The 12,175-nt window shown below is 37.2% G+C and carries 13 protein-coding genes; 11 read left to right on the forward strand and 2 right to left on the reverse strand.

Annotated features, from left to right (window positions below; all coding sequences use genetic code 11):
- Positions 1-55: 55 nt before the first annotated feature.
- The gene (aat, locus tag R2800_09640) at positions 56-706 is read left to right on the forward strand and encodes a leucyl/phenylalanyl-tRNA--protein transferase (protein ID MEZ5017301.1); all 651 of its coding nucleotides are present in this window, start codon (positions 56-58) and stop codon (positions 704-706) included.
- 1 nt (position 707) lies between these two features.
- On the opposite strand, the gene R2800_09645 is transcribed toward aat, so the two are convergent.
- Positions 708-2,939 carry a Tex family protein gene (locus tag R2800_09645; protein MEZ5017302.1) on the reverse strand — a complete coding sequence of 744 codons (2,232 nt, stop codon included), beginning with the start codon at positions 2,937-2,939 and terminating at the stop codon, positions 708-710.
- A gap of 82 nt (positions 2,940-3,021) precedes the next feature.
- Between R2800_09645 and R2800_09650 the strand changes: the two genes are divergently transcribed.
- Complete coding sequence (locus tag R2800_09650; protein MEZ5017303.1) at positions 3,022-3,534, forward strand: hypothetical protein; 513 nt, start codon at positions 3,022-3,024, stop codon at positions 3,532-3,534.
- A gap of 2 nt (positions 3,535-3,536) precedes the next feature.
- On the opposite strand, the gene R2800_09655 is transcribed toward R2800_09650, so the two are convergent.
- Positions 3,537-4,964, reverse strand: coding sequence for an aminotransferase class V-fold PLP-dependent enzyme (locus tag R2800_09655; GenBank protein ID MEZ5017304.1), 1,428 nt, complete (start codon positions 4,962-4,964; stop codon positions 3,537-3,539).
- 230 nt (positions 4,965-5,194) lie between these two features.
- On the opposite strand from R2800_09655, the gene rpsF reads away from it, so the two are divergent.
- The 9 genes from rpsF (at position 5,195) to R2800_09700 (ending at position 12,155) form a co-directional block, all read left to right on the forward strand.
- Positions 5,195-5,548: a 30S ribosomal protein S6 gene (gene rpsF / locus R2800_09660; GenBank protein MEZ5017305.1), complete on the forward strand. Its 354-nt coding sequence runs from the start codon at positions 5,195-5,197 to the stop codon at positions 5,546-5,548.
- 36 nt (positions 5,549-5,584) lie between these two features.
- Positions 5,585-5,851: a 30S ribosomal protein S18 gene (gene rpsR, locus R2800_09665; protein ID MEZ5017306.1), complete on the forward strand. Its 267-nt coding sequence runs from the start codon at positions 5,585-5,587 to the stop codon at positions 5,849-5,851.
- A gap of 8 nt (positions 5,852-5,859) precedes the next feature.
- Positions 5,860-6,306 carry a 50S ribosomal protein L9 gene (gene rplI / locus R2800_09670; GenBank protein ID MEZ5017307.1) on the forward strand — a complete coding sequence of 149 codons (447 nt, stop codon included), beginning with the start codon at positions 5,860-5,862 and terminating at the stop codon, positions 6,304-6,306.
- A gap of 163 nt (positions 6,307-6,469) precedes the next feature.
- Positions 6,470-7,213: a TylF/MycF/NovP-related O-methyltransferase gene (locus R2800_09675; protein ID MEZ5017308.1), complete on the forward strand. Its 744-nt coding sequence runs from the start codon at positions 6,470-6,472 to the stop codon at positions 7,211-7,213.
- A gap of 82 nt (positions 7,214-7,295) precedes the next feature.
- A complete protein-coding gene (locus R2800_09680) occupies positions 7,296-7,628 on the forward strand; it encodes an aspartate 1-decarboxylase (protein ID MEZ5017309.1) in 333 nt (110 codons plus the stop codon).
- Positions 7,629-7,647: 19 nt separating this feature from the next.
- Positions 7,648-8,640: a lysylphosphatidylglycerol synthase transmembrane domain-containing protein gene (locus tag R2800_09685; GenBank protein MEZ5017310.1), complete on the forward strand. Its 993-nt coding sequence runs from the start codon at positions 7,648-7,650 to the stop codon at positions 8,638-8,640.
- Positions 8,615-9,106 carry a D-glycero-beta-D-manno-heptose 1-phosphate adenylyltransferase gene (rfaE2, locus tag R2800_09690; protein ID MEZ5017311.1) on the forward strand — a complete coding sequence of 164 codons (492 nt, stop codon included), beginning with the start codon at positions 8,615-8,617 and terminating at the stop codon, positions 9,104-9,106. Before R2800_09685 ends, rfaE2 begins: the two co-directional genes overlap by 26 nt.
- Before the next feature lie 83 nt (positions 9,107-9,189).
- Positions 9,190-11,259 (forward strand): polyphosphate kinase 1, encoded by a 2,070-nt coding sequence (ppk1, locus tag R2800_09695; GenBank protein ID MEZ5017312.1) that lies wholly within the window; start codon positions 9,190-9,192, stop codon positions 11,257-11,259.
- Positions 11,260-11,261: 2 nt separating this feature from the next.
- Positions 11,262-12,155: an exopolyphosphatase gene (locus R2800_09700; protein ID MEZ5017313.1), complete on the forward strand. Its 894-nt coding sequence runs from the start codon at positions 11,262-11,264 to the stop codon at positions 12,153-12,155.
- The last annotated feature ends 20 nt before the right edge of the window (positions 12,156-12,175 follow it).

Consider the following 12,175-nt stretch of genomic DNA (forward strand, 5'->3'; position numbering starts at 1 on the left):
CCGCATCTTATGTTACGGGTTTTGAATGAAACTTTTATCGAAGCATCTTTGCAATATGCAATTGCAGGTACTCGACGATACACTTTGGTTTCCCCCTGTAGAACAAGCCTTACCTGACGGCTTACTAGCTATAGGAGGAGATTTGAGTACAGAGCGTTTATTATTAGCTTATCGTAATGGTATTTTCCCTTGGTTTGATGATGATGTACCCCTATGGTGGAGCCCAGACCCACGCTTTGTTCTATACCCCGAAGAGCTAAAGGTGAGCAAAAGCATGAAGCAACTTTTAAAAAAAGAAGCTTTCTGCTTTAAAACCAACACTAATTTTGAGCAAGTAATCACTAACTGCCAACAACAGCCACGCAAAGACCAAGATGGCACATGGATAACGAATGACATCGTTACCGCTTATGTAAAACTACATCAACTTGGCTACGCTCATAGTGCCGAAGCATGGCAGGGCAATACACTTGTAGGAGGTCTTTATGGTATAAGAATGGGCGATGCTTTTTTTGGGGAAAGCATGTTTAGCCACCAAAGCAATGCTAGCAAGTATGCATTTATAAAATACGTACAGCTATTAAAAGAAGAAGGTGTGCAACTGATAGATTGTCAGGTACACACCTCTCATTTAGAAAGTCTTGGAGCGAGAATGATACCCCGCGCAAGTTTTATTAGTCAGATTTCAGAATTGATAAACCTGTAGACTATTTTCCGAATTTCTTTTTCAATAAACTTAAAGCATCATCCATGCTAGCGGAAGCTTTTTCTTCACGCTTGTTACCTCTGCGTTCATCCCTCTTACCACTATTTCTTGCAGGAGCTTCTTGTGTTTGTTTTATAGATAATGCAATACGTTTACGACTCATGTCTACCTCAAGTACTTTTACTTGCACCTTATCATTTAGCTTCAGCACTTCATTAGGATCTGTGATATACTTGTTGGCAATTTCCGATACGTGTACTAAACCATCTTGCTTTACTCCTATATCTACAAAAGCTCCAAACCTGGTCAAGTTTGTAACAATACCAGGCACTACCATACCTACAGCTACATCTTCTATGCTGTAGATATTAGCAAATTCAAAAGCTTGTGCTTCACTACGAGGGTCAAGACCTGGCTTCTTTAATTCATTAATAATATCCTTTATAGTATGCGCTCCGTTTACATCATCTATATAGTTCTTCACCTCTATCTGCTTCAGTAGATCCTCATTACCAATTAAAGTCTTTACATCAACATTTAAATCACTAGCCATTCGGGCAACTATTGGATAAGACTCCGGATGCACAGCACTTGCATCTAATGGCTCTTCTCCGTCTTTCACTCTAAGGAAACCGGCACACTGCTCGTATGCTTTACTACCTAACCTTGGCACTTTCATCAATTGCTTTCTTGAGGTAAAACCACCCAGTTCTTCGCGCTGCTTTACAATATTGTCAGCAATTGTTGCACCTATACCACTTACATAACTTAAAAGATGCTTACTAGCTGTGTTTAAGTTCACACCAACAGTGTTTACACAGCTTACCACAGTTTGATCTAGGCGTTCTTTTAAACGAGTCTGATTAACATCGTGCTGATATTGCCCTACTCCTATACTTTTAGGGTCTATCTTTACAAGTTCAGCAAGAGGGTCCATCAATCTACGTCCTATACTTACGGCACCTCTTATTGTAATATCCTCATTAGGAAACTCTTCTCTCGCCGTTTCAGAAGCCGAATAGATAGATGCACCATCTTCATTCACTAAAAAAACAGGTAAGCCGAGACTTAATTGTTTTATAAACTGTTCAGTTTCTCTACCTGCAGTACCATCACCTACCGCTATTGCCTGGATCTTATATTGCTGTACAAAAGTTCTTATTTTATGCGTGGCATCATCTAGCCTATTTTTCTCATGCACGTAGATCAAGTCTGTATTTTGCAGCATTCCCTTCTCATCAAGGCATACTACTTTACAACCAGTGCGATATCCAGGGTCTATCGCTAAAGTACGCTTACCTCCTAGTGGCGAACTCAATAATAACTGCCTTAAGTTTTCTGCAAATACATTAATAGCTTCTTCATCAGCCTGTGTTTTTAGCATTAACCTGAATTCACTCTCCAAACTTGTTTGCAACAATCTTCTATAAGCACTCTTAATAGCTTTCTTCACCTCCTTTGCTGCGTCATTATTTGCTTTTACATATTGCTTTTCAATTATTTCCAGAGCATCATCTTCATTCGGAGCTATAGACATTCGCAACACCCCTTCCATAAAACCACGCATTACCGCTAGCATTCTATGCGATGGGATCTTAGATACAGGCTCTGAAAATTCGAAATAGTCTTTATACTTAGCTCCTTCTTCTTCTTTCTCTTTTAACACTGAGCTTATTACTTCAGCTTTTGTTTCAAAAAGTTGACGCATTTTGGCACGCACCTCAGCATCTTCATTCACAATTTCAGCAATTATATCTCTAGCACCTTTCAATGCTTCTTCAACATCTTTCACCTGTTCTGTAATAAAACCCTCGGCTTCACTATTAGGGTTAATCTCTCCCTGATCCAAAAGTATATTTGCCAATGGCTCCAGCCCATTCTCTCTAGCTGTTTGTGCCTTAGTTTTACGCTTAGGCTTGTACGGGAGATATATGTCTTCTAACTCTGCCAGTGTAGTCGCTGCATCTATTTTTGCTTGCAGCTCCTCTGTCATTTTTTCTTGTTCTGTTATCGTCTTTTCTATAAAAGCCTTACGGTCTGAAAACTCTTTCTGAAACTTAGCTTCGTCTTGTATCCCTTGTATTTGCACTTCATCGAGTGCTCCTGTTGTATCCTTTCTATATCTAGCTATAAAAGGGATAGTAGCCCCTTCATTCAATAATTGTAGCACTGCAGAAACCTGAGTTTCTCTTATATTTACCTTCTCGGCTACCTGTTTTGCAAATTCAATCATGTTCGTACTTATTTCTTAGCAGATGGCGAATGTATAATGAGTACTCGAAATACAAAAAGAAAATCTTTCCACAAATTTGCGTATGAACATCAGAGAGCAAATATTAACCGAACACTCAAAAGAAAATGCAGAAGCTATTGCAGACTGGATAGGTACAGATAAGTCCCGCCTTAAAAAACTTATAGATATATTTCTATATGATGAATACCGGGTAGTACAATGGGCGGCTTTTGTAATAAGTAGGGTGGCGGATAAACATCACGACCTGCTGACACCTCATCTTGATAGTATGGTGGCAAGAATGAAAGAGCCAAATCTACATGTTGCTGTAAAAAGAAATGTATTAAGAATATTACAAGACAGGCAGATACCGGAACATTTGCATGGAGACATCATGAATCTATGCTTTGATAGCTTAGCAAATGTACAAGAGCCTATTGCTGTACGAGTTTTTTCAATGACTGTTTTAGACAATCTTTCAAAACAATACCCTGAAATAAAACAAGAGCTACACGCTATAATTGAAGAAGAATTACAACGTGGTGCAAGTGCAGGCTTTACAAGCAGGGCAAAGAAAATATTAAAGCGGCGATAATCTTATTTATTCAGATAGCTCTTGATATAATTTACCAGAGTATAAGCATCTTTAAAATTAGAAACATAACCAAAAGATGCTCTAATAGCTCCTACAACAAACTCTTCTTTCTTGGCATGTACGAATTTTTTATAGCTCGTTTTTTCCTCACATTCAAATACTGGGCGCAGCATTTCTGGAGTAAACTGCCCTACAATCTCGCTCAAACCTGGGTTACAAAAACAACCGGCTCTTAGTGATATCCCTAGCTTATTAGCGTTACTCTCTATTTCTTCATAAAAAATCACCTTACCATCAGACGACTTGACATTAAAAGTTATAGTAGCACCTCTTTTACTCAAATCACTTGTTCCATATAATTCTATTAAGGATGTGCCATTATCATGTTTCAGTGGCAAAAGCTCATCTAGTGTCCATTGAGCTAATGATGTAATTCTTTTTTGAATATTCTCAATACCTATATTCTTAATATACTTTAGTCCCATCTCTACTGCTGGGATATTCAAGTAATTTATAGTACCATCTTCAAAACCAACCTCATTATCAGCAAAAAAATGACCGTCACCTCTAACAGATGCTAACTCAATAGTACCTCCCGCAAACCATGGTCTTTTCATTTTGTGCAGTACCGACTTTCTAATAAGTAGCGCACCAATCCCTGTTGGATATCCGAATATTTTATAAAATGATATACTAACAAACTCAGGTTTATATTTAGACAGGTCTAGTTCATTACTAGGAGCATATGCTGCAGCGTCTAGCAATACATCCCATCCTCTTTCCTGCGCTTCTCCTATCCATTTCAAGTCATGTTTTACTCCAGAGAAATTAGACTGGGCTGGATATGCAAACAACTTATTATCATACCCCTTATCGTCGTTTAATACAGTGTCAAGCTTTTTCTCATCAATAGTTAGACTATCTTCCAAAACAGGCACGTAAGTAAATTTTGACTGCTTGCATCTGGCAAACTCTCTAATGCCATTTACAGAATTATGATTATCTACTAACAAGGCATAATGACTCTTATCAGTAAACGGATATGCCTCCCCTATCAACTTAAGTGCACCACTAGCATTAAGGGTAAATACCACACAATATTCGTCTTCCTTGTCATTGAAATACTCCTTCACATAAGCCCTGGCTTTTTCATTACACTCGGTTGCCAATTTAGAAGTCGGATTCTCAGAGTGAGGATTTCCATATACATCTGCAAGTAAAAAGTCTTGATGATCTTGTATTAACGATGCAGGATATAAATTTCCACCTACAAAATCTAGGTAAACATGATCTTTAGCTTCAATGCGCGAAAAATCCTTCTTTCTCAATTCATCTAAAAAACCAGACTCGCTGTACTGCGGATGTTTTTTGAGAAAATCGCTCAATACACGCTCATAATCAACAGTTTGTATTTCTTTTACCTCTTGCATACTTATTATTTGGTTTATGGCCTAATTCGGTTCAAAAGTCTAAAATATATAAATATAATGCAACGTATAAGTTCGTACGTTTTCAAACATTAAAAAAAACATACTTTAATCCACCTATTTTATAATAAATAGCCTTACCTTTGCCATCCCAAAAATACTTGGCTGCCCGAAAGGGTACCCATAGTTGCTGCCAAGTATGAGGGATATTTTTTAACTATTTAAAGACATCAATGGCAACAGAAAATCTACAGAGCTATGAGCTTATGATCATCTTCACGCCTGTATTAGCTGAAGATGAGTACAAAGCTGCTCAACAAAACCTTGCTGATTTCATTAAAGAAAACGGTGGAGAGGTAACACACCAAAACGCTTGGGGGCTTCGCTCACTTGCTTATCCAATCAATAAAAAGACTACAGGTTTGTACTGGGTAATTGAATACAGTGCACCAGCAGACCTAAATGCAAAAATGGAGATTCAAATGAACCGTGACGAAAACGTTATGCGTCATATGATCACTCGTTTGGATAAGTATGCAGTTGCTTACAATGAAAAGCGTCGTAACAAATTAGCGGAAAACGCTTAATTAAAACCTTCCACCACTCAATTAAAAAATTAAACAATGGCAAGAAATAACGAAATAAAATTCCTTACTTCTACCCGTGTTGAGAAGCGTCAAAAGAAATATTGTCGTTTCAAGAAAATGGGTATCAAGTATATTGATTATAAGGATGGCGAATTCCTTAAGAAATTCTTGAATGATCAAGGTAAAATGCTTCCTCGTCGTATTACTGGTAACTCTCTAAAGTATCAGCGTAAGGTAGCACAAGCAATAAAAAAGGCACGCCAAATGGCTATCTTGCCTTATGTAACTGACCTTTTAAAGTAAAATAAGCCATGCAAGTAATTCTAATAAAAGACGTAGATAATTTGGGCGGCGCCCACGAATTGGTAGAAGTAAAGCCTGGTTATGCTCGCAACTTCTTGATACCACAGAAATATGCTATCGAAGCAAGCCAATCTAATTTAAAGATATTAGGTGAGCGTAAAAAGCAAATGGAAAAGCGTGAAGCGGCTCTATTAGCTGAAATAGCGAAAGTAAGAGCAGTACTATCTGAAAGCCCAGTAAAAATTGGTGCTAAGTTGGGTACTACTGGAAAAATCTTTGGTTCTGTAACTTCTATACAACTTGGTCGCGCTATACGCGAGCAAAAAGGATATGAGATCGATCGTCGCCGTATTAACATACTAGACGAGATCAAAGAAGCTGGTACTTTCAAAGCACAAATCGACTTTGGTAAAGACAACATCGTTGATATGGAGTTTGAAGTTGTAGGAGAATAATTAATATTCTTACTTGATATAAATAGAAAGGGGTTGCAGCAAGCAATCCCTTTCTATTTTATTACATGTTTACTACCTAATATTTAGAAGACTAAAGTATATTGCAACATTCAAAAGGATACCTTGTATAAGATATCTATGACCTAAAGAACTAAATTGACTAATGTTTTTACGTAAACTCAACTCCTTTTTAAAAGGATTTTTACTTTTTTCGAGAATAGGGCTACTATTAAAACCCTTCAGTCATTTTTTTAAGTTCTCCAGCAACTTTGCAAACCTAGCTTCATGGATACAAAAACACCATAAAACCATCCCTTTTACTGACTTCTATAAGGTTAATAAAGTTTATACCGATAGAAATAAGCTTTATGCTTATGTGTCTGAAAAGTTCAATCTCAAAGAAGAAAAAATTGAATATTACGAGTTTGGCGTTGCAGGAGGCACCTCTTTCAAATGGTGGCTAAATGAAAATAATAATGATCAGTCTAAGTTTTGGGGGTTCGATACATTTGAGGGGCTACCTGAAGATTGGCATTTTTATAAAAAAGGAGATATGAGCTTCAATACTCCTGACTTAAACGACCCTAGAGGAGGTTTTATTAAAGGGCTTTTCCAAGACACCTTTTTTAGCTTTATTAAAAAAAATCAACCTAGTACCACAACTAAGAAGGTAATACATTTGGACGCTGATCTATACAGCTCTACTTTATTCATCCTCACCAGTTTTGCACCTTATTTAAGAGATGGTGACATCTTACTTTTCGACGAATTCAACGTACCCAATCACGAATTTGCTGCTTGGGACACTTTTACCAAAAGCTTTTATTTAGACTACGAAGTACTTGGTGGTGTCAATAATTATTATCAAATAGCTGTTAGAATAAAGAATTATAACACAAATTTATAGCCCTTATACACTAACAATATTTATGCAGTTAGTATATAACATTCTATAGGTTTCGTACCTTTGCGCCGCTATGCAGATAGAAATGATGAAATCGAAGCTGCACCGTGTAACGGTGACAGAAGCCAACCTTAACTATATAGGCAGCATTACAATTGATGAAAACCTAATGGATGCTGCTAATCTTATAGAAAATGAAAAGGTGCAAGTGCTTGATGTAGAAAATGGCGAACGACTTGAAACTTATGTAATCAAAGGGAAACGAGGTTCTGGCATGATATGTATGAATGGCCCTGCTTCGAGAAAAGTATCCGTTGGCGATACGGTCATCATTGTTTCTTACGCGAGTATGGATCTAGAAGAAGCAAAAACTTTCCAACCAACAGTAATATTCCCTAATAAAGACAATACACTATAAATAATTACCTTTAGCCTAGATGAGTAAAAAAACGCTCTTAAAGATCATCCAATACATTGTCTTTCTTGGGCTAGGCGTGGGCATTATCTACTACATGTCTTCTCAACTATCTGATGAGGAGAAAACAGAGATGGTCAATGCAATAAAGGGCGTACGTATTGGCTGGCTAGTCCCTATATTTATTGCAGGTTTTCTTTCTCATTTATTTAGGGCACTACGATGGAAATTATTGATGGAACCTTTAAATATAAGGCCAACTACACTAAACACTACTGCTGCTGTACTAATTGGTTATATAGCAAACCTGTTTATTCCTAGAGCTGGAGAGGTAGCAAAATGTACTGTTCTTGCTAGATATGAGAATGTACCTGCAGACAAAATGATAGGCACAATTGTAGCAGAAAGGGCTTTTGATGTTTTATCTCTTGTTACTGTTACAACTATTGCTTTCTTATTGCAAGCAGATATTATTGGCAGCTATGCTACCAATCTTCTTTCTGCCATATCGGCAAAAAGTAACACCATATTTATTGCTATCGGAGCTTTAATACTACTTATAATAGTATTGGTGGTTTTGTATAGACGTATGGGAGATACCAAAATAGGGCAATTCATCAAAGGATTGGGCGATGGTGTAAAATCTATCTTTAAACTAAAAAAGCGTGGACTATTTCTGCTATATACAGTCCTGCTATGGTTTACTTATTGGATACAAGTTGTATTTGGCTTCTGGAGCATGCCTGCATTAGAACATCTTTCGGGGCTCACAGCTCTTATTACACTCATTTTTGGCAGCATTGGCATGATTGCTACCCAAGGAGGAATAGGCGCTTATACTTACCTTGTTGCAGATATACTTAATACCTATGGTATAGATAAAGCATATGGTCAGGCATTTGGCTGGGTATCATGGGCAGTACAAACAGGAATTATCCTTATATTAGGTCTAGCTTCTATATTATTCATCATGAATAGAAAAAGACGCAATGCACAAGTTAAAGCAGATAACTAGTAAAATACTTGATAATACCCTTTTGCAGGAGCACTGTAAAGAGTGGCACAAATCTGGAAAAAAAATAGTTTTTACTAATGGCTGTTTTGATATTCTGCATCATGGTCATATCGATTTACTAGCCAAAGCTGCTGATTTTGGAGATGTGCTTATTGTTGGTTTAAACAGTGACAATTCTGTAAAAAGGCTGAAGGGAGAAGAAAGACCCATCAATCATGAGCAAGACAGAGCTTTCCAACTTGCAGCTCTTTTACCTGTAGATGCCGTTTGTTTTTTCTCTGAAGATACTCCGGAAGCTCTTATCAAAACTATTAATCCCGACGTTTTGGTTAAAGGAGGCGACTATACCATTGACACTATTGTTGGTGCCAGTCATATTATTGAAAATGGAGGACGAGTAGAAATAGTTCCTTTTGTATCCGGCTACTCCACTAGCGCTACAATTGAGCGTATTAAGAAATTGTAAATAATCCTTTTTGTATATTCATGTAAAGTGTACTACAATCTGTAGTGCTTAGCTTTGCTAGTTGACAAAACAATCGTCTCAAATTGAAATCTTCTAAACAAACCATAGTACGTGATATTAGTTGGTTGTCCTTCAATGCAAGAGTATTGCAAGAAGCTAAAGACAATTCGAATCACCTGTACGACCGACTTAGATTCTTGGGAATATTCTCTAATAACCTCGATGAATTTTTTAGAGTAAGAGTAGCTACACTGGCAAGAATGGTAAGGCTTGGAAAAGCTGCAAAGGTGCATCTGGAAGAAAACCCGAGTAAAATACTTTCTAGGATACAAGAGATTGTCATGACGCAACAGGCAACCTTTGACAATACATACAATGAAATAATAAGAGCGTTACGCAAGAAAAACATCTATATAAAAAATGAGAACCAGCTCAATAAAGAGCAAAAAGAATTTGTACTCAACTACTTCAACGATAAGGTAAGGACTCAGACGGTTCCTTTAATGATCGAGAGTATATTAGACATGCCTTATTTAAGAGACAAGTCGGTATACCTAGCCTGCGTACTTGGCAATACAAACAACCCCATGCTGCAGCGCTATTCACTTATAGAAATACCTACAAAGGTTTTACCTCGTTTTCTGATCTTACCTTCAGAAAAAGGCAGGCATGATATCATCTTATTAGAAGACGTAATTCGCTTTAGCCTCCCTAACTTATTTGCACCATTCGGGTTTAATCGTTTTTTAGGATACATAATAAAAGTGACACGTGATGCTGAATTAGATATTGATAACGATATCAATACCAATCTAATAGATGAGCTGGAAAAGGGGTTAAAGAATAGAAAAAAAGGTAGAGCCACACGTTTTGTTTACGACAGGAATATTGATAAAAACTTATTAGAATACCTTATTAAGAGGCTAAATCTTAATAAAAAAGACCACCTAATACCCGGTGGACGAATTCATAACTTCAAGGAGTTCATGGATTTCCCGCCACAAGTTTTTGAAGACCTGAAACCACGGTCAAGATCACTGGTGCATCCACTGCTCAAACAGCCTTGTCGTATTATGGAAATAATAGAAAAGAGAGATGTAATGCTTCATTTCCCTTATCACTCTTTCGACTCTGTTATAGACCTGCTTCGAGAGGCCGCGATTGACCCTTTTGTGCAAAGCATAAAAATCACCTGCTATAGACTAGCAAAAGAGTCAAAATTAGTAAACGCCATAGTGAATGCCGTAAGAAATGGCAAAACGGTAACTGTAGCTCTAGAGTTAAGAGCTCGGTTTGATGAAGAGGCCAATTTAATGTGGAAGGAACGCTTAGAGGAAGAAGGCGTAAAAGTGGTGTTAGGCATACCTAACATGAAGGTGCATACTAAAATATGTGTCATCAAGAAAAAAGAGTTTAGCAAAATAAAGCATTATGCTTTTGTGTCTACGGGCAACTTTAACGAGAACACCGCTAGACTTTATGGAGATCATTGTTTACTCACTACCAACCGTGCTATCATATCAGATATCAACAGAACATTTTTATTCTTAGAATCTGAAAAGCCCAACCTGGAGACCTTAAAAAAATGTAAAACGCTACCTACGTCTCCTATAAACATGAGGAGCTATTTTATTGACTTAATTGACAAAGAGATAGACGCTGCAAAAAAAGGACAAAAGTCGGGAGTTACTATAAAATTAAACAGTCTTGTTGACCATGACTTTATTGCAAAACTATATGAGGCGGCACGCGTTGGTGTAGAGGTAAATCTTATCATAAGAGGTATCTGCTGTGCCTATACACAACAAAAAGCCTTTAAAAAGCCTATAAGAGCCATTAGCATAGTTGATGAATATCTGGAGCATGCTCGCGTTTTTGTTTTCTATAATGCGGGAGACCCTAAAGTATATATATCTTCTGCCGACTGGATGATAAGAAACCTCGACCATAGAGTAGAAACAGCCTGCCCAATACTTGACCCGTCGATAAAACAAGAATTGATAGACATGTTAGCAATTCAATTGTCGGGCAATGTAAAAGCTCGTATCTTGGATAACGAGCAGAGCAATGGTTATGTAAAAAGAGCTGTTGAAGACGAAATAATTAGATCACAAGTTGCCATAAGCAACTATTTGGAAAACAAAACTTACTAATATTGATATTAGCTGCTATAGACATAGGTTCTAATGCTGTAAGACTACTAATAAATGATGTTACTGTCTACGAAGATGGGAAAGCGGATTTTACCAAACTTACTCTTTTACGTATCCCTTTACGTTTAGGTTTTGATGTTTTTAAAAACGGCGTTATAGCTAAAAAGAAAAAACAAAAATTAATAGACACTATTAAGATCTACAAACTATTGATGGATGTATATGAAGTAGAAGACTATAGAGCCTGCGCTACTTCGGCCATGCGCGATGCCTCCAACGGATTCGATATTATAAAAGAAATAAAAAAAGAAACCGGCATTGACATAAAGCTCATCACAGGGCATGAGGAAGCTGATATCATTTATGAAACACATATTGCCGAAAACTTAAACGAGGATTCTTCCTACTTGTATATAGATGTTGGAGGAGGTAGTACAGAGGTAACACTCTTCTCTAAGAACCAAACCATTTTTAAAGAATCATTCAACATTGGTACCATTAGACTGATCAACGACGCGGTTACCGAGGAGCAATGGAATCATGTAAAGCAGTTCATAAAAAAAGAAACCAAAAACTATCGACCACTTAAAGCAATTGGTAGTGGTGGCAATATAAATAAGACCTTCTCTATATCTAAAACCAAGGAAGGCCGTGCATTATCTATACAGTTATTAAAAGACTACTATAAAGAACTAAGCATGTATAGCCTTGAGGAAAGGAAACATGTATACAACCTTAGGGCAGACAGAGCAGATGTTATAGTGCCTGCTTTGAACATTTATATCTCAATAATGAGATGGGCAGGTGCTGATAGAATATTTGTACCCAAAATAGGGCTAGCTGATGGATTAATTAAAATGATGTACCAAGAGTACTTAGAAGGGGAGCAAAAATAAATTGCTCCCCTTCTTGCATA

The organism is Flavipsychrobacter sp. (assembly GCA_041392855.1).
Taxonomy (GTDB): Bacteria; Bacteroidota; Bacteroidia; order Chitinophagales; family Chitinophagaceae; genus UBA5543.

Bases quoted from the DNA above. Each gene is read 5' to 3' on its own strand.
- aat (MEZ5017301.1), top strand. From the start codon at position 56: ATGCAATTGCAGGTACTCGACGATACACTTTGGTTTCCCCCTGTAGAA.
- R2800_09645 (MEZ5017302.1), bottom strand. From the start codon at position 2,939: ATGATTGAATTTGCAAAACAGGTAGCCGAGAAGGTAAATATAAGAGAA.
- R2800_09650 (MEZ5017303.1), top strand. From the start codon at position 3,022: ATGAACATCAGAGAGCAAATATTAACCGAACACTCAAAAGAAAATGCA.
- R2800_09655 (MEZ5017304.1), bottom strand. From the start codon at position 4,964: ATGCAAGAGGTAAAAGAAATACAAACTGTTGATTATGAGCGTGTATTG.
- rpsF (MEZ5017305.1), top strand. From the start codon at position 5,195: ATGGCAACAGAAAATCTACAGAGCTATGAGCTTATGATCATCTTCACG.
- rpsR (MEZ5017306.1), top strand. From the start codon at position 5,585: ATGGCAAGAAATAACGAAATAAAATTCCTTACTTCTACCCGTGTTGAG.
- rplI (MEZ5017307.1), top strand. From the start codon at position 5,860: ATGCAAGTAATTCTAATAAAAGACGTAGATAATTTGGGCGGCGCCCAC.
- R2800_09675 (MEZ5017308.1), top strand. From the start codon at position 6,470: ATGTTTTTACGTAAACTCAACTCCTTTTTAAAAGGATTTTTACTTTTT.
- R2800_09680 (MEZ5017309.1), top strand. From the start codon at position 7,296: ATGATGAAATCGAAGCTGCACCGTGTAACGGTGACAGAAGCCAACCTT.
- R2800_09685 (MEZ5017310.1), top strand. From the start codon at position 7,648: ATGAGTAAAAAAACGCTCTTAAAGATCATCCAATACATTGTCTTTCTT.
- rfaE2 (MEZ5017311.1), top strand. From the start codon at position 8,615: ATGCACAAGTTAAAGCAGATAACTAGTAAAATACTTGATAATACCCTT.